A 17,190-nucleotide genomic window follows, 5' to 3' on the forward strand; every position below is an offset into this window, starting at 1 on the left:
TAACAAAGAGGTGGAAAATGCTAGATAAGATTTGTCAGCTCGCACGGGATGCGGGAGATGCCATCATGCAGGTGTATGACGGTGTAAAACCGATGGAGGTCGTCAGCAAGGCGGACGACTCCCCGGTCACGGCGGCCGATATCGCGGCGCATAAGGTGATCCTGCAAGGTCTGCAGGCCTTAACGCCGGATATCCCCGTTCTGTCTGAAGAAGCGCCGCAAAGCTGGGACGAGCGCCAGCACTGGCAGCGCTACTGGCTGGTCGATCCGCTGGACGGGACAAAAGAGTTCATCAAGCGCAACGGTGAGTTCACCGTCAATATTGCCCTGATTGAGAAGGGTAAAGCGGTGCTCGGCGTGGTCTACGCGCCGGTAATGAAGGTGATGTACAGCGCCGCAGAAGGGAAGGCCTGGAAGGAGGAGTGCGGCGTACGCAAGCAGATCCAGGTGCGCGATGCCCGTCCACCGCTGGTGGTGATTAGCCGCTCGCACAGCGACAGCGAGCTGGAGGAATACCTGCAACAGCTGGGTGAACACCAGACCACCTCGATTGGCTCATCGCTGAAATTCTGCCTGGTAGCGGAAGGTCAGGCGCAGCTGTATCCGCGCTTTGGGCCAACCAACGTCTGGGATACCGCGGCAGGCCATGCCGTTGCCGCGGCCGCCGGGGCGCATGTCCATGACTGGCAGGGTAAGCCGCTGGACTATACCCCGCGCGAATCATTTCTCAACCCCGGCTTCCGCGTCTCTCTTTATTGAGCCAGCAGCTTGTGCAGCAGGTCGACAACCTGCTGCACCTCTTCCTGGGTCAGCGCCCCGTCTTTCACCCACTGCACGCGGCCGTCCTTATCCAGCACGACAATCGCGGAACTCTCTTCCTCAAGCTGCCAGGCCTTACGCGTCACGCCGTTGCTGTCGACGATAAACTGCGACCACGGGTAGAGCTTTTTATTGCTCTCAAGGCTTGAGCGCACAAACATCCCGGAGCCAGGAATGGCATCATCGGTGTTCACAATCGTGGTGGTCTGGTAGCGGTCATGGGGGAATTTTGCGGCCTTGATCGCCTCCACCAGGCTGGCATTCTTCTCTTTTGCGGATGTACGACCGGCAATATGTTGTACAACTCTCACTTTGCCCGCGAGCTGCGCGCTATTCCAGGCTTTATAGCTAAACTTATCATTGTCGAGAATCAATTCTCCCCGGTCAGCAATGCCGACTGGCGGTACACGTTGTCCTTTTTCAATGCTGTGAGCGGAAGCCCACAGGGGCAGCAGCAGACAAGCTGCCGCAAGGATGGTACGTAGGGTCATGGCGTTTCCTTATTGTTTGCAGGTGATCCGACCACTTGGTCATACGCTTTTAATCATAAGTGCGATCAATGTGGTTTTCCCGCAATCCCAGTGCCAGTTTGCGGGTGAACGCACATATCCATGAAAAAACGACGGCTTATACTGCTCTCTCTCACGCTTTGCAAAGATTATTCTGAATAATTGTAATCAAACGGTAAATAAACTTATGCACACTGGGTAACACCGTAGTTCTGGTCTATAGTCATTGGGCATCAAAATTTGCGCTCAGGACAGTCGGGCCGATTGTGGCACCGCAAGAGCGTATGATTCGCAGGAGATACAAGAATGAAAATTTTCCAACGCTACAACCCGCTTCAGGTGGCGAAGTACGTGAAGATCCTGTTCCGTGGACGGTTGTACATCAAGGATGTTGGCGCTTTTGAGTTTGATAAGGGCAAGATCCTTGTCCCAAAAGTGAAGGACAAACAGCACCTGTCTGTGATGTCCGAAGTCAACCGTCAGGTTATGCGTCTGCAAACTGAGATGGCTTAACCAACGTGCTATGCAGTAGGTAGTTAAAAAGACGGCTCCCGATGGGAGCCGTTGATGTTTGTGGGGGCAGGAACGTTACGCCGACACCTTCTCTTCCGCGTCCGGCAGCTTCGGCACCAGTACGGTCGGCTTGTTGTCAATACGCGTCACCAGCAGCTGGTCGATGCGGTAGTTATCAATATCCACCACCTCAAACTTGTAGCCGGAGAACTTCACAGAGTCGGTGCGTTTCGGGATTTTACGCAGCATAAACATCATAAAGCCGCCGATGGTTTCGTAGTTACCGGACTGCGGGAACTCGTCGATATCCAGCACGCGCATGACGTCTTCAATCGGCGTACCGCCGTCGATCAGCCATGAATTATCGTCACGCTGAACAATCTGCTCTTCCAGTCCCTGACCAACCAGGTCTCCCATCAGCGTGGTCATCACGTCGTTCAGCGTGATGATACCCACCACCAGCGCGTATTCGTTCATGATCACCGCGAAGTCTTCCCCGGCAGTTTTGAAACTTTCCAGCGCTTCGGAGAGCGTCAGGGTGTCCGGCACAATCAGGGTATTGCGGATCTGCACGCCGCTGTTGAGCGCCAGGCTCTGGTTTGCCAGCACGCGGTTCAGCAGGTCTTTGGAGTCGACGTAACCGATGATGTGGTCGATATCTTCATTACAGACCAGGAACTTGGAGTGAGGATGCTGCGCCACTTTGTTCTTCAGGCTCTGCTCATCTTCATGTAAATCGAACCAGATAATGTTTTCACGGCCCGTCATGGAAGAGGGCACGGTACGGGATTCCAGTTCAAATACGTTCTCAATCAGCTCGTGTTCCTGCTTACGCAGCACCCCGGCCAGCGCGCCGGCTTCCACCACCGCATAAATGTCGTCAGAGGTGATGTCGTCTTTACGCACCATTGGCAGCTTAAAGATGCGGAAAATCACGTTCGCCAGGCCGTTGAAGAACCACACCAGCGGACGAAACACGTACAGACAGAAGCGCATCGGGTTGATGATACGCAAAGCTACAGCTTCTGGCGCAATCATACCGATGCGTTTCGGGGTCAGGTCTGCAAAGAGGATAAACAGGCCGGTTACCAGCGAGAAGGAGAGAATAAAGCTCAGCTGTTCGGCAAGCTCAGCTGACATGTATTTGACAAAGAGGCTATAAAACGCTGGAGAAAAGGCCGCATCGCCCACGATACCGCCGAGAATGGCGACCGCGTTAAGGCCAATCTGCACCACGGTGAAGAACATGCCGGGGTTTTCCTGCATTTTCAGGATGCGGGTGGCATTAATGTTGCCCTCGTCGGCAAGCAGCTTAAGTTTGATTTTACGGGACGCGGCCAGCGAGATCTCAGATATCGAGAAAAATGCACTGACGGCAATAAGACAAAGTATTACTAAAATACTGTTTAACATAGTTTATCCGGCTTCTCGCCAGATCCTCAGAAGGGGAGTTGATACCATTTGTGTGAAAACACGTAGAACGTCAGCTCGTAGCGTTGAGCCGATTATTTCAGCGGTAGTATAGCGTAAAGAGATGTAAATCTGCCAGAGGTCACATTTTTGGCATAAAACAGACCGGACAGCGTGCGCTGTCCGGTACGGGTGACGATTTAACGGTTAATAATCAGGCCAGCTGTGGCGGCAGGCAGACGCCGATGCCCCCGATGCCGCAGTAGCCGTACGGGTTTTTGTGCAGATACTGCTGATGATCGTCCTCGGCATAGTAGAACGGCTTCGCGGTGGCGATTTCCGTGGTCACCTCGCGCGTATCGCCTGCTTCACGCATGGCCTGCTGGAAACGCTCAAGGCTGGCGCGCGCGGCGGCGTCCTGCTCAGGCGTGAGCGGATAAATGGCCGAGCGATACTGTGTGCCGTGGTCGTTGCCCTGACGCATGCCCTGCGCCGGGTCGTGGTTTTCCCAAAAGACCTGCAGGAGCTGTTCGTAGCTGATGACCGTCGGGTCATATACCACGCGGACCGCTTCCGCATGGCCGGTTTCGCCGGAGCAGACTTCGCGGTAGGTTGGGTTTGGCGTGTAGCCGCCCGTGTAGCCGGCCGCGGTGCTGTAAACGCCGGGCAGCTGCCAGAAGAGGCGCTCAACGCCCCAGAAGCAGCCCATGGCGAACAGGGCGATTTCCATTCCATCAGGAACGTTGGTCATTGAATGGTTATTGACGGCGTGTAAGGTCGCCACAGGCATAGGGGTGTTGCGTCCCGGTAATGCATCAGCTTGTGAAACCAGATGCTTCTTGTCGAATAAACTCACGATGGGGCCTCCCGGGGTGCGATGTTTCGGTTAAGGTTGTCACGAAGCGTTTAATTGAACACAATAAATGCGCTGAATGAGACTAGATTTAATCATAAGAAATATTTGGGTGTTACACCCGTTTTCAACCCACGATTTGGGTTTTTGGCTTCCGGGCCGTATTTTGCCGCACGGCGGCACTTCATTTGCTTCCAGGGTGGAAAAGGGATATTCAGGAGAAAACGTGACAAAAATCCGCCAGTTATGTTTAGTCAGTGTATTGCTGACAAGCGGGGTTGCCAGCGCGGCGAATGTCCGTTTGCAGGTTGAGGGGTTATCCGGGACGCTGGAAAAAAACGTGCGTGCGCAGCTGTCGACCATCCAGAGCGATGAGGTGACGCCGGACCGGCGTTTTCGCGCGCGCGTGGATGACGCGATCCGTGAAGGGCTAAAAGCGCTGGGGTATTACGAACCCACCATTGATTTCGATCTCCGCCCGCCGCCAAAGAAGGGGCGTCAGGTGCTTATTGCCCGCGTCTCGCCGGGCGAGCCGGTGCTGATTGGCGGCACGAACGTCATCCTGCGCGGCGGCGCGCGTACCGACCGCGACTACCTGGACCTGCTCAGCACGCGGCCGAAAATCGGCACCGTGCTCAACCACGGTGACTACGACCACTTCAAAAAAGAGCTGACGAGCGTCTCTCTGCGCAAGGGCTACTTCGACAGCCAGTTCAATAAAAGCCAGCTGGGCATTGCGCTGGAGCGACGTCAGGCCTTCTGGGATATTGACTACGACAGCGGTGAGCGCTACCGCTTTGGCGATGTAACGTTTGAAGGTTCGCAAATTCGTGAAGAGTATCTGCAAAACCTCGTGCCGTTTAAAAAAGGCGATTACTACCAGTCGAGCGATCTGGCGGAGCTGAACCGTCGCCTCTCCGCTACCGGCTGGTTTAACTCCGTGGTTGTCGCACCGGAATTTGATAAGTCTCGCAAAACCAAGGTGTTGCCGCTGCATGGCGTTGTCTCGCCGCGCACCGAGAACACCATTGAGACCGGTGTTGGCTACTCGACAGACGTCGGTCCGCGCGTGAAGACCTCCTGGAAAAAGCCGTGGATGAACTCCTACGGCCACAGCCTGACCACCAGCGCCAGCATTTCCGCACCGGAACAGCAGCTTGATTTCAGCTATAAAATACCGCTGCTGAAAAACCCGCTTGAGCAATATTACCTGGTGCAGGGCGGCTTTAAGCGTACCGATTTGAACGATACCGAGCAGGACTCGACAACGCTTGCGGTTTCACGCTTCTGGGATCTCTCCAGCGGCTGGCAGCGCGCCATTAACCTGCGCTGGAGCCTTGATCACTTTACCCAGGCAAACGTCACCAACACCACTATGTTGCTTTATCCGGGCGTGATGATCAGCCGCACCCGCTCGCGCGGCGGCCTGATGCCAACATGGGGTGATTCACAGCGTTACTCTATCGACTACTCCAATACGATGTGGGGCTCTGACGTCGACTTCACGGTGGTGCAGGCGCAAAACGTCTGGATCCGCACGCTGTATGACAAACACCGCTTTGTGATGCGCGGCAATCTCGGCTGGATTGAGACGGGTGATTTCGAGCGCGTTCCGCCGGACCTGCGCTTCTTCGCCGGGGGCGACCGCAGCATTCGCGGGTATAAGTACAAATCGATTTCACCTGAAAACGAAAAAGGCCAGCTGACCGGGGCATCCAAACTGGCGACCGGATCGCTGGAGTATCAGTACAACGTCAGCGGCAAGTGGTGGGGTGCCATGTTTGTTGACGGTGGTGAAGCGGTGAACGATATTCGCCGCAGCGATTTCAAAACCGGTGCAGGCGTGGGCGTACGCTGGCAGTCACCCGTCGGACCCATCAAGCTCGATTTCGCCGTGCCGGTGGGCGACAAAGATGAACACGGATTACAGTTTTACATCGGTCTGGGGCCTGAATTATGAGTTTATGGAAGAAAATAAGCCTCGGGGTGCTGATTTTTATCGTGCTGCTGCTCGGTACGGTGGCGTTTCTGGTGGGAACGACGACCGGGCTGCATCTGCTGTTTAACGCCGCGAACCGTTGGGTGCCGGGGCTGGAAATTGGTCAGGTAACGGGCGGCTGGCGCGACCTGCGTCTGAAGAACATCCGCTACGAGCAGCCGGGCGTGGCGGTCAACGCCGGGGAATTCCATCTCGCGGTGAAGCTGGGCTGCCTGCGGGATAGCAAGCTCTGCGTGAACGATCTGTCGCTAAAAGACGTCAATGTGGCGATAGACTCAAAGAAAATGCCGAAGTCTGCGCCGGTTGAGGAAGAGGACAGCGGCCCGCTGAATCTCTCCACGCCGTACCCGATTGCGCTCTATCGGGTGGCGCTCGATAACGTCAATATCAAAATCGACGACACCACCGTTTCGGTGATGGATTTCACCTCCGGCCTGCGCTGGCAGGAGAAAAACCTCACCCTGACGCCAACCTCGCTGCAAGGGTTGCTGATCGCGCTGCCGAAAGTGGCGGACGTGGCGCAGGAAGAGATCGTCGAACCGAAGATCCAGAACCCGCAGCCGGAAGAGAAGCCGCTGGGCGAAACGCTGAAAGAACTCTTCTCGAAGCCTGTCCTGCCTGAAATGACCGACGTGCATCTGCCGCTGAACCTCAACATTGAGGAGTTCAAAGGCGAGCAGCTGCGCCTGACCGGCGACACCGATCTGACGGTCTTTAACATGCTGCTGAAAGTCAGCAGCATTGACGGCAACATGAAGCTCGACGCGCTGGATATCGATACCAACCAGGGCTCGGTGAACGCGTCAGGCAACGCCCTGCTGCGCGACAGCTGGCCGGTGGATATCACCCTCAATAGCGCCCTGAATATCGACCCGCTGAAGGGCGAAAAAGTGAAGGTTAAAGTGGGCGGGGCGCTGCGCGAGAAGCTGGATATCGGGGTGAATCTCTCCGGCCCGGTAGACATGGCCCTGCGCGCGCAAACCCAGCTGGCGGAAGCCGGGCTGCCGCTCAATCTGGAGGTTGTCAGCAAGCAGCTTTACTGGCCGTTTACCGGCGAAAAACAGTATCAGGCCGACTATCTGAAGCTGAAGCTGAGCGGCAAGATGACCGACTACACGCTCTCGTTCCGCACTGCGGTGAAGGGGCAGGGCGTGCCGCCCGCGACTATCACGCTGGATGCAAAAGGCAACGAACAGCAGGTTAACCTCGACAAGCTGACCGTCGCGGCGCTGGAAGGCAAAACGGAACTGACCGCGCTGCTCGACTGGCAGCAGGCGATCAGCTGGCGCGGCGAGCTGAAGCTGACGGGAATTAACACCGCCAAAGAGGTGCCGGACTGGCCGTCGAAGCTGGACGGGCTGATCAAAACCCGCGGCAGCCTCTACGGCGGCACGTGGCAGATGGACGTGCCGGAAATCAAGCTCACCGGGAACGTGAAGCAGAACAAGGTGAACGTTGAAGGCTCGGTGAAGGGCAACAGCTACCTGCAGTGGATTATCCCGGGACTGCACGTGGCGCTGGGCCGCAACACGGCGGATATCAAAGGCGAGCTGGGGGTAAAAGATCTCAATCTTGACGCCACCATCGACGCGCCTAATCTGGATAACGCCCTGCCGGGTCTGGGCGGTACGGCGAAAGGACTCGTGAAAGTGCGCGGCACCGTGGACGCGCCGCAGCTGCTGGCAGATATCACCGCCAACAATCTGCGCTGGCAGGAGCTGAGCGTTGCCCGCGTCCGCGTGGAAGGGGATGTGAAATCCACCGATCAGATCGGCGGCAACCTGAACCTGCGCGTGGAGCGCATTTCCCAGCCGGACGTGAACATCAGCCTGGTGACTCTGGACGCCAAAGGGAACGAGAAGCAGCACGACCTCCAGCTGCGCGTGCAGGGCGAGCCCGTCTCCGGCCAGCTTCACCTGACCGGCAGCTTCGACCGGAAGGAAACGCGCTGGAAAGGAACGCTGGACAACACCCGCTTCAACACCCCGGTGGGGCCGCTGTCGCTGTCGCGCTCCATTGCGCTGGACTACCGCAACGCCGAGCAGAAGATCAGCATCGGGCCTCACTGCTGGACCAACCCGAACGCGGAGCTGTGCGTGCCGCAGACCATTGATGCGGGGGCGGAAGGGCGCGCGCAGATCAACCTGAACCGCTTCGATCTGGCGATGTTGAAACCGTTTATGCCGGACACCACGCAGGCCAGCGGCGTCTTCAGCGGGAAAGCCGATGTCGCCTGGGACACCACCAAAGAGGGGCTTCCACAGGGCAGCGTCACGCTTTCCGGGCGCAACGTGAAGGTAACGCAGGAAGTCAACGACGCGCCGCTGCCGGTGGCCTTCGACACCCTGAATGTGAGTGCAGACCTGCATAACAACCGTGCGGAGCTGGGGTGGCTTATCCGTCTGACCAACAACGGCCAGATGGACGGGCAGATACAGATTACCGATCCGCAGGGGCGGCGCAATCTGGGCGGCAACGTCAATATTCGTAACTTCAACCTGGCGATGGTCAACCCAATCTTCGCCCGCGGGGAAAAAGCCGAGGGTATGGTAAATGCCAACCTGCGCCTGGCGGGCAACGCGCAAAGCCCTCAGCTGTTCGGTCAGTTGCGGCTCAGCGGTGTGGATATCGACGGTAACTTTATGCCGTTCGATATGCAGCCCAGCCAGATTGCGATGAACTTCAACGGCATGAGCTCGACGCTGAACGGCTCGGTATTAACTCAGCAGGGGCAAATCAACCTGAGCGGCGACGCGGACTGGAGCCAGCTCGACAACTGGCGCGCCCGTATTGCCGCGAAAGGCAGTAAGGTGCGCATCACCGTACCGCCAATGGTGCGCCTGGACGTCTCGCCGGACGTGGTCTTTGAGGCGACGCCAAGCCTCTTCACCCTGGATGGCCGCGTGGACGTGCCGTGGGCGCGCATCGTGGTTCACGAGGTGCCGGAAAGCGCGGTCGGCGTCTCCAGTGATGAAGTTATGCTCAATGAAAATCTGAAACCTGCCGAAGAGAAGAGCGCTGGCATACCGATTAATAGTAACCTTATCGTGCACGTGGGAAATAACGTGCGGTTGGATGCGTTTGGGCTGAAGGCGAGGCTCACGGGCGACCTGAAAGTGGCGCAGGATAAACAAGGGCTTGGCCTCAACGGGCAGATCAATATTCCTGAAGGGCGTTTTCATGCCTATGGTCAGGATCTGATTGTCCGTAAAGGCGAGCTGCTGTTCTCCGGCCCACCGGATCAACCATTGTTGAACATCGAAGCGATTCGTAACCCGGAAGCGACGGAAAACGACGTCATTGCTGGCGTACGCGTCACCGGCTCTGCCGACGAACCGAAGGCGGAGATCTTCTCCGACCCGGCGATGTCGCAGCAGGAAGCCCTCTCTTATCTGCTGCGCGGACAAGGTCTGGACAGCGGACAAAGCGACAGTGCGGCGATGACCTCAATGTTGGTCGGTCTGGGGGTTGCACAAAGTGGGCAGGTTGTGGGTAAAATCGGCGAGACGTTCGGCGTAAGCAATCTGGCGCTGGACACCCAGGGCGTGGGTGACTCCTCGCAGGTGGTTGTCAGCGGCTATGTACTGCCGGGTCTGCAGGTAAAATATGGTGTGGGGATCTTTGACTCACTGGCAACACTCACGTTACGCTATCGCCTGATGCCTAAGCTATATCTGGAAGCAGTGTCCGGCGTAGACCAGGCACTTGATCTGCTCTATCAGTTTGAGTTTTAGCAATGCGAATATTTGTCTACGGCAGTTTACGAACCAGGCAAGGCAACAGTCACTGGATGACCAATGCCCAGCTACTGGGGAATTACAATATCGAGAACTACCAGTTGTACAGCCTGGGCCACTATCCAGGCGCGGTTCCCGGCGAAGGAACAGTACAGGGTGAAGTTTATCGTATTGATAATGCTACACTTGCCGAACTTGATGCCTTGCGCACCAGGGGCGGTGAATACGCTCGCCAGTTGATCCAGACACCGTACGGAAGCGCGTGGATGTATGTCTACCAGCGTCCGGTCGACGGGTTAACGCGGATTGTAAGCGGTAACTGGTTAGACAGAGACCAGTACTGAAAAACGACAACGCCACCGTGAGGTGGCGTTGTTTTTTTCAGTTTCAATTCTCTTCTGTATCCCTGCGTCGGGTTAAAAAAAGAGGAACGAACAGCATGATGTATGGGGCAATAAGCCATAAAAAACACAAGGCGCGTGAACGGCCATAGTAGTTTATGCATCGCGTATTGCTTGATATGACGGGCAGGAAAAACAGTAAAAACAGCAAAATCGCATAATCGCTTCGATAAGGGATCCATAAGTAAAACAAAAACCAGGCAAGTTGGAATGTCAGGATGCAGAGATACTGCCATTTGCTGTCTTTGCCGTAACAGTCAAACGCCTTTATGTAGCCCATCTTTATGCTTTGAAGAAAGAAACTTAGCATGTATAACGCTCACGATCGCGACGGTCAGAAGCGTGCTCGTCAGCAACGCTCCTAAAAAATAGCTGTGGGTGATATCAGTAGCACCCGAGCTTAAAGTATGTAATTTACTATATCCTCTATCTACTGCAACAAAAAGCGTATATAGCCCGATGTTAATACAGAACTGAAGCAGACAAGAAGTGACAATATTCGCTGGAATTCTTTTTAATAGAGTGAGTAACGTATAAATAATACTTGCTGAAAGAGCGAAGTAAAGCCCGTTAAATAAACTGGATAGTAAGGAGCTGTTTATTTCGCTGAATATTAAATTATCGCTTCCATAATACCATGCCAGATATTGAGTATACGTACTTCTGCCAAAGATAAAGGAGGCAATAATAATGACGAGTAGACTTACGATATGGATTTTCTTACTCATAATTTTGCTCCCTTAGAAAGCAGTTCCTTCATCGTTTTACTGGCCTCCAGCTGATCTTTGATTATGGCAAGATCACGATTGTTGTGATTATATTTTGCAATAGCGGTTGGCGTTCCTTTACCACCATTGTCCATAAAGAAGACAATATCCTTACGACCATAAAGAAGGACCTGTGGGATGGGATCACGCCCATAGCTCACCGCCTGAGGAAGGGAGTGAATAGACTCTGTCGTGAGGAAGCGAGGAATATTTTCATGCTCAATATTGCCTAAAGGTGTAGTGGCTACAAGAGAGCCGATAAAATCAGTCGTATACACTAACGTATCTGTATCTTTGGTCGTTACTTTCGAGCCCGTAAGATATTTTATCTGTTGCCAAAGTGTAATATCTTTTGGGGTAACCTTAACACCATCCATAAACATATCTTGCTTGCGTTTTAGCTGAATGACAGTGCGGTGTACCTGTGTCAAAGAGGGGCTGATTTCCCCAACGGAAGGCATAAGTCCATCGCGGGAATATAGCCTTTCAATAATAAAGTAAATTCCAGTTGGGCGGGCAACATCAATGTTAATGGATGACATATGAATCCTGTAATCAATGGGGATTAATGCTCATTATGACAGTATGTGATTAATTGACAGCCTATTCAACCACTCCCACCATAAATGAGAGGGTGTCTTTGTTGTATTAACATGAAAGCCAAAGGGAATGGGATTTATCTTAAAAGCTAATGTATGCTGCTTTTAACAAAGATAAAAAAAGCCCCAGTATGCGGGGCTTTCATCAATCGACAGTAAGAATTACTTCTTAGCAGCGCGTTCGAAGGAGGCGATGATTTCTGCTTTCGCCGCTTCTGCGTTGTCCCAGCCGTCAACCTTAACCCATTTACCTTTTTCGAGGTCTTTGTAGTGCTCGAAGAAGTGGGCGATCTGCGCTTTCAGCAGCTCTGGCAGGTCATTCACATCTTTAATGTGATCGTACTCTTTGCTCAGCTTGGTGTGCGGTACCGCAACCAGCTTCGCATCTTCACCCGCTTCGTCAGTCATCTTCAGCACGCCAACAGGACGGCAGCGAATGACAGAGCCTGGCTGCAGTGGGTATGGCGTTGGAACCAGCACGTCAACCGGGTCACCGTCCAGAGACAGGGTGTGGTTGATGTAGCCGTAGTTGCACGGATAGAACATGGCGGTAGACATGAAACGGTCAACGAACAGCGCACCGGTGTCTTTGTCGATTTCGTATTTGATTGGATCTGCGTTGGCCGGGATTTCAATAACAACGTAGATATCTTCTGGCAGTTCTTTACCCGCTGGGACGTTGAGTAAGCTCATGTCGGTGTCCTTTAAAATGGATGGTAAACAAGTGGCAGGTATTATAGCCAACTCACGCTGAATGTCTCCGCCTCTTTTCGCTTTCTCTCCCCGCAAGCCCCACTTTTCAGACCGTTTCCATGACAGGAAAATCCATAAACTCAGCCGCATTTTTAATGGTGAAATGAAAGCGATTACAAACTTGTGATTAACATTTTATTCACTTTCCTGAAGTGTGATGTAACGCAATTCGTTACATATTTCATTGGCTATAGTCATTTCGCAGAACATCTTTTAACCAACAATAAACACCCCTACGAGGACGCTCATATGTGGAAGCGCTTACTTCTTGTCACAGCAGTTTCGGCAGCCATGTCGTCTATGGCGATGGCCGCTCCCTTAACCGTAGGTTTTTCGCAAGTTGGCTCTGAATCCGGCTGGCGTGCGGCGGAAACCAACGTTGCGAAAAGCGAGGCTCAGAAACGCGGCATCACCCTGAAAATCGCCGATGGTCAGCAAAAGCAGGAAAACCAGATCAAAGCCGTGCGCTCGTTTATCGCCCAGGGCGTGGATGCCATCTTTATTGCGCCAGTGGTGGCGACCGGCTGGGAACCGGTTCTGAAGGAAGCGAAAGACGCTGAAATTCCGGTCTTCCTGCTCGACCGTTCCATCGATGTTAAAGACAAATCTCTCTATATGACCACCGTCACCGCGAATAACGTGCTTGAAGGGCAGTTAATTGGCGACTGGCTGATTAAACAGGTCGACGGCAAGCCGTGTAACGTCGTTGAACTGCAGGGCACCGTCGGCGCGAGCGTGGCCATCGACCGTAAGAAAGGGTTTGCTGAGGCTATTGCCAAAGCGCCAAACATCAAGATTATCCGCTCCCAGTCCGGCGACTTTACCCGCAGTAAGGGTAAAGAGGTTATGGAGAGCTTTATCAAGGCTGAAAACAACGGCAAGAATATCTGCATGGTTTACGCCCACAACGATGACATGGCGATCGGGGCGATTCAGGCGATTAAAGAAGCGGGCCTGAAGCCGGGCAAAGATATCCTCACCGGCTCTATCGACGGCGTGCCGGACATCTACAAAGCGATGATCGACGGTGAAGCCAATGCCAGCGTCGAGCTGACGCCGAACATGGCGGGCCCGGCATTCGACGCGCTGGAGAAATTCAAGAAAGACGGCACGATGCCTGAGAAGGTGACCGTCACCAAGTCCACGCTCTACCTGCCTGATACAGCGAAAGAAGAGTTAGAGAAGAAGAAAAATATGGGCTACTGATCCAGTGAAATTGCCGGGTGGCGCTGCGCTTACCCGGCCTACGGGAACGTGCCGGGGACGTGAATATGAAAACTGAACAACACCAGGAAATCCTCCGCACAGAGGGCTTGAGTAAATTCTTCCCCGGCGTGAAGGCGCTGGATAGCGTTGATTTCAGCCTGCGGCGCGGTGAGATCATGGCGCTGCTGGGCGAGAACGGCGCGGGAAAATCGACGCTGATTAAATCGCTGACCGGCGTTTATCACGCCGATCGCGGCACCATCTGGCTGGAAGGCAACGCCATTTCGCCAAAAAATACCGCCCACGCCCAGCAGCTGGGTATCGGGACGGTTTACCAGGAAGTGAACCTGCTGCCGAATATGTCGGTGGCGGACAACCTGTTTATTGGCCGCGAGCCACGCTGCTTTGGCCTGCTGCGCCGCAAAGAGATGGAGGCGCGCGCCACGAAGCTGATGGAGTCCTACGGCTTCTCCCTCGACGTTCGCGAGCCGCTGAACCGCTTTTCCGTGGCGATGCAGCAGATCGTCGCCATCTGTCGCGCGATCGATCTCTCTGCGAAGGTGCTGATCCTCGATGAACCCACCGCCAGCCTCGATACCCAGGAAGTGGAGATGCTCTTCACCCTGATGCGCCAGCTGCGCGATCAGGGCGTGAGCCTGATCTTCGTCACGCACTTTCTCGATCAGGTGTATGAGGTGAGCGACCGCATTACGGTGCTGCGCAACGGCAGCTTTGTCGGCTGCCGCGAAACCCGCGAGCTGCCGCAGATCGAGCTGGTGAAAATGATGCTGGGCCGCGAGCTGGAAACCAACGCGCTCCAGCGCGCGGGCCGCACGTTGCTGAGCGAAAAACCGGTTGCCGCGTTCAGCGATTACGGCAAGAAAGGCGTGATCTCGCCGTTTAACCTTGAGGTGCGTCCCGGCGAAATTGTCGGGCTGGCGGGCCTGCTAGGCTCGGGCCGAACCGAAACCGCCGAGGTGATCTTCGGGATCAAGCCTGCCGACAGCGGCACCGCGCTGATCAAGGGCAAACCGCAAACCCTGCGATCGCCGCATCAGGCCTCCTGTCTGGGCGTTGGCTTCTGCCCGGAAGACCGGAAAACGGACGGCATCATTGCCGCCGCCTCGGTGCGGGAAAATATCATCCTGGCCCTGCAGGCCCAGCGCGGCTGGCTGCGCCCGATCCCTCGTAAAGAGCAAAACGCCATCGCCGAGCGCTTTATCCGCCAGCTCGGCATCCGCACCCCGAGCGCGGAACAGCCGATTGAATTTCTCTCCGGCGGTAACCAGCAGAAGGTGCTGCTCTCCCGCTGGCTGCTGACCAAACCGCAGTTCCTGATCCTTGACGAGCCGACGCGCGGTATCGATGTGGGCGCGCACGCCGAAATTATCCGGCTTATTGAAACGCTCTGTGCGGACGGGCTGGCCCTGTTGGTTATCTCATCCGAGCTGGAGGAGCTGGTGGGCTATGCCGATCGCGTCATCATCATGCGCGATCGCAAACAGGTGGCAGAGATCCCACTGGATAAACTGTCCGTTCCGGCAATCATGAATGCCATCGCGGCGTAAGGAGTGAATCGTGATGTCCCGTTCGCTTTCGCAAACCGGTGAGTCAAAGCGCCGCTTTAGCTGGCCAACCGGCACGCCGCAAATTGCAGCGCTGCTGGTGGTGCTGCTGGTAGATAGCCTTGTCGCACCGCATTTCTTCCAGATTATTGTTCAGGATGGCCGCCTGTTTGGCAGCCCGATCGATATTTTAAACCGCGCCGCGCCCGTGGCGCTGCTGGCGATTGGGATGACGCTGGTGATCGCCACCGGCGGAATAGATCTCTCCGTCGGCGCGGTGATGGCTATCGCCGGGGCCACGGCAGCCTCAATGACCGTGGCCGGTCACAGCCTGCCGGTGGTACTGCTGGCGGCCTTAGGCACCGGCGTGCTGGCCGGACTATGGAACGGCATTCTGGTGGCGGTGCTGAAAATTCAGCCCTTTGTCGCTACGCTGATCCTGATGGTGGCCGGGCGCGGGGTCGCACAGCTGATCACCTCGGGACAGATTGTTACCTTCAACTCTCCGAGCCTGGCATGGCTCGGCAGCGGCAACCTTCTGTTCTTCCCGACGCCAGTGATTATTGCCCTGGTCACGCTTATTGTCTTTTGGCTCTTCACCCGCAAAACGGCGCTCGGCATGTTTATTGAGGCGGTGGGGATCAACATTCGCGCCGCGCGCAACGCCGGGGTCAACACCCGCCTGATGGTGATGCTGACCTACGTGCTGAGCGGCGTCTGCGCCGCCATTGCCGGTGTCATCGTCGCCGCCGATATTCGCGGGGCCGATGCCAATAACGCCGGGCTCTGGCTGGAACTGGATGCGATCCTCGCGGTGGTGATCGGCGGCGGGTCGCTGATGGGCGGGCGCTTTAACCTGCTGCTCTCGGTGATCGGCGCGCTGATCATTCAGGGCATGAACACCGGGATCCTGCTCTCTGGATTCCAGCCGGAACTCAACCAGGTGGTAAAAGCGGTAGTTGTACTCTGCGTGCTGATCGTCCAGTCGCCGCGCTTTGTCAGCATCATTAAGGGGATCCGTGGCCATGATAAAACGTAATTTACCGTTAATGATCACGCTGGGCGTGTTTGTGCTGGGGTATCTCTACTGCCTCACGCAGTTCCCCGGTTTTGCCTCAACGCGCGTGATCTGCAACATTCTGACGGACAACGCCTTTTTAGGCATTATCGCCGTCGGCATGACCTTTGTGATCCTCTCCGGCGGGATCGATCTCTCCGTCGGGTCGGTGATCGCGTTCACGGGGGTATTCCTCGCGAAGGCGATCGGTTTCTGGGGCATCTCGCCGCTGGTGGCGTTTCCGCTGGTGCTGGTGATGGGCTGCGCGTTTGGCGCCTTTATGGGGCTGCTGATCGACGCGCTGAAAATTCCGGCCTTTATCATCACGCTGGCCGGGATGTTTTTCCTGCGCGGCGTAAGTTATCTGGTTTCTGAGGAGTCGATTCCGATTAACCATCCGGTGTATGACACGCTCTCCAGCCTGGCGTGGAAAATTCCCGGTTGCGGTCGCCTGAGCGCGATGGGGCTGCTGATGCTGGGCGTGGTGGTGATTGGCATTTTCCTCGCCCACCGCACCCGGTTCGGCAATCAGGTGTACGCCATTGGCGGCAACGCCACGTCGGCCAACCTGATGGGGATCTCAACCCGCAGCACCACCATCCGCATCTATATGCTTTCGACCGGCCTGGCAACGCTGGCGGGTATTGTCTTCTCGGTGTATACCCAGGCGGGCTATGCCCTTGCAGGCGTCGGCGTGGAACTGGATGCAATTGCTTCTGTGGTTATCGGCGGCACGCTGCTCAGCGGCGGGGTAGGGACGGTGCTGGGGACGCTGTTCGGCGTCGCGATTCAGGGGCTGATACAAACCTATATCAACTTTGACGGCACGCTCAGCTCGTGGTGGACGAAGATCGCCATTGGCATTCTGCTGTTTATTTTTATTGCCCTGCAGCGGGGGCTGACGGTGCTCTGGGAGAACCGTCAAAGCTCGCCTGTTACCCGCGTAAACACATCGGTAACAGAGCGATAACACACTGAATTTGCTTAAAGTCTAAACATTTTC

General features: G+C 55.4%; 15 protein-coding genes. 9 read left to right on the forward strand and 6 right to left on the reverse strand.

Annotation, left to right across the window (positions count from 1 at the left end; genetic code table 11):
* Positions 1–17: 17 nt before the first annotated feature.
* Positions 18–758 carry a 3'(2'),5'-bisphosphate nucleotidase CysQ gene (gene cysQ, locus IM291_RS09140; protein ID WP_028015281.1) on the forward strand — a complete coding sequence of 247 codons (741 nt, stop codon included), beginning with the start codon at positions 18–20 and terminating at the stop codon, positions 756–758.
* Here the strand turns inward: cysQ and IM291_RS09145 are convergent.
* A complete protein-coding gene (locus IM291_RS09145) occupies positions 752–1,309 on the reverse strand; it encodes a YtfJ family protein (protein WP_192986684.1) in 558 nt (185 codons plus the stop codon). The two genes, cysQ and IM291_RS09145, sit on opposite strands and share 7 nt — an antisense overlap.
* A 324-nt stretch (positions 1,310–1,633) precedes the next feature.
* On the opposite strand from IM291_RS09145, the gene IM291_RS09150 reads away from it, so the two are divergent.
* Positions 1,634–1,840, forward strand: a complete 207-nt coding sequence (locus IM291_RS09150; protein WP_008501430.1) for a DUF1107 domain-containing protein — start codon at positions 1,634–1,636, stop codon at positions 1,838–1,840.
* A gap of 75 nt (positions 1,841–1,915) precedes the next feature.
* Here IM291_RS09150 and IM291_RS09155 read toward each other — a convergent pair whose 3' ends face one another.
* Positions 1,916–3,253, reverse strand: coding sequence for a hemolysin family protein (locus IM291_RS09155; RefSeq protein ID WP_028015283.1), 1,338 nt, complete (start codon positions 3,251–3,253; stop codon positions 1,916–1,918).
* A 211-nt stretch (positions 3,254–3,464) separates the two neighbouring features.
* On the reverse strand, positions 3,465–4,106 hold the full coding sequence (msrA, locus tag IM291_RS09160) for a peptide-methionine (S)-S-oxide reductase MsrA (protein ID WP_028015284.1): 642 nt from the start codon (positions 4,104–4,106) through the stop codon (positions 3,465–3,467).
* 223 nt (positions 4,107–4,329) lie between these two features.
* Between msrA and tamA the strand changes: the two genes are divergently transcribed.
* The 3 genes from tamA to IM291_RS09175 are packed head-to-tail and all read left to right on the forward strand — an operon-like array spanning position 4,330 to position 10,183.
* Positions 4,330–6,063: an autotransporter assembly complex protein TamA gene (gene tamA / locus IM291_RS09165; RefSeq protein WP_045259622.1), complete on the forward strand. Its 1,734-nt coding sequence runs from the start codon at positions 4,330–4,332 to the stop codon at positions 6,061–6,063.
* The gene (gene tamB / locus IM291_RS09170) at positions 6,060–9,836 is read left to right on the forward strand and encodes an autotransporter assembly complex protein TamB (RefSeq protein WP_192986686.1); all 3,777 of its coding nucleotides are present in this window, start codon (positions 6,060–6,062) and stop codon (positions 9,834–9,836) included. The genes tamA and tamB overlap by 4 nt, the downstream gene beginning before the upstream one ends.
* A 2-nt stretch (positions 9,837–9,838) precedes the next feature.
* Positions 9,839–10,183, forward strand: a complete 345-nt coding sequence (locus IM291_RS09175; RefSeq protein WP_008501424.1) for a gamma-glutamylcyclotransferase — start codon at positions 9,839–9,841, stop codon at positions 10,181–10,183.
* A 314-nt stretch (positions 10,184–10,497) separates the two neighbouring features.
* On the opposite strand, the gene IM291_RS09180 is transcribed toward IM291_RS09175, so the two are convergent.
* The 3 genes from IM291_RS09180 to ppa all read right to left on the reverse strand — a co-directional run bounded on the left by IM291_RS09180 (position 10,498) and on the right by ppa (position 12,299).
* Positions 10,498–10,968, reverse strand: coding sequence for a hypothetical protein (locus IM291_RS09180; protein WP_047366994.1), 471 nt, complete (start codon positions 10,966–10,968; stop codon positions 10,498–10,500).
* Positions 10,965–11,549 (reverse strand): hypothetical protein, encoded by a 585-nt coding sequence (locus tag IM291_RS09185; RefSeq protein ID WP_028015288.1) that lies wholly within the window; start codon positions 11,547–11,549, stop codon positions 10,965–10,967. The genes IM291_RS09180 and IM291_RS09185 overlap by 4 nt, the downstream gene beginning before the upstream one ends.
* Before the next feature lie 219 nt (positions 11,550–11,768).
* Positions 11,769–12,299 (reverse strand): inorganic diphosphatase, encoded by a 531-nt coding sequence (gene ppa, locus IM291_RS09190; RefSeq protein WP_041911466.1) that lies wholly within the window; start codon positions 12,297–12,299, stop codon positions 11,769–11,771.
* 309 nt (positions 12,300–12,608) lie between these two features.
* Between ppa and ytfQ the strand changes: the two genes are divergently transcribed.
* The 4 genes from ytfQ (at position 12,609) to yjfF (ending at position 17,157) form a co-directional block, all read left to right on the forward strand.
* Entirely contained in the window at positions 12,609–13,565 is a 957-nt protein-coding gene (ytfQ, locus tag IM291_RS09195) for a galactofuranose ABC transporter substrate-binding protein YtfQ (protein WP_021240696.1), read from the forward strand.
* A 65-nt stretch (positions 13,566–13,630) separates the two neighbouring features.
* Positions 13,631–15,133 (forward strand): galactofuranose ABC transporter, ATP-binding protein YtfR, encoded by a 1,503-nt coding sequence (ytfR, locus tag IM291_RS09200; RefSeq protein ID WP_192986688.1) that lies wholly within the window; start codon positions 13,631–13,633, stop codon positions 15,131–15,133.
* 10 nt (positions 15,134–15,143) lie between these two features.
* Positions 15,144–16,169, forward strand: a complete 1,026-nt coding sequence (ytfT, locus tag IM291_RS09205) for a galactofuranose ABC transporter, ATP-binding protein YtfT (protein WP_162268710.1) — start codon at positions 15,144–15,146, stop codon at positions 16,167–16,169.
* Positions 16,156–17,157, forward strand: coding sequence for a galactofuranose ABC transporter, permease protein YjfF (gene yjfF / locus IM291_RS09210; protein WP_192986690.1), 1,002 nt, complete (start codon positions 16,156–16,158; stop codon positions 17,155–17,157). Before ytfT ends, yjfF begins: the two co-directional genes overlap by 14 nt.
* Positions 17,158–17,190 lie beyond the last annotated feature (33 nt).

The sequence above is a fragment of the Enterobacter cloacae complex sp. P27C genome (genome assembly GCF_014895705.1).
Classification (GTDB): domain Bacteria; phylum Pseudomonadota; class Gammaproteobacteria; order Enterobacterales; family Enterobacteriaceae; genus Enterobacter; species Enterobacter bugandensis.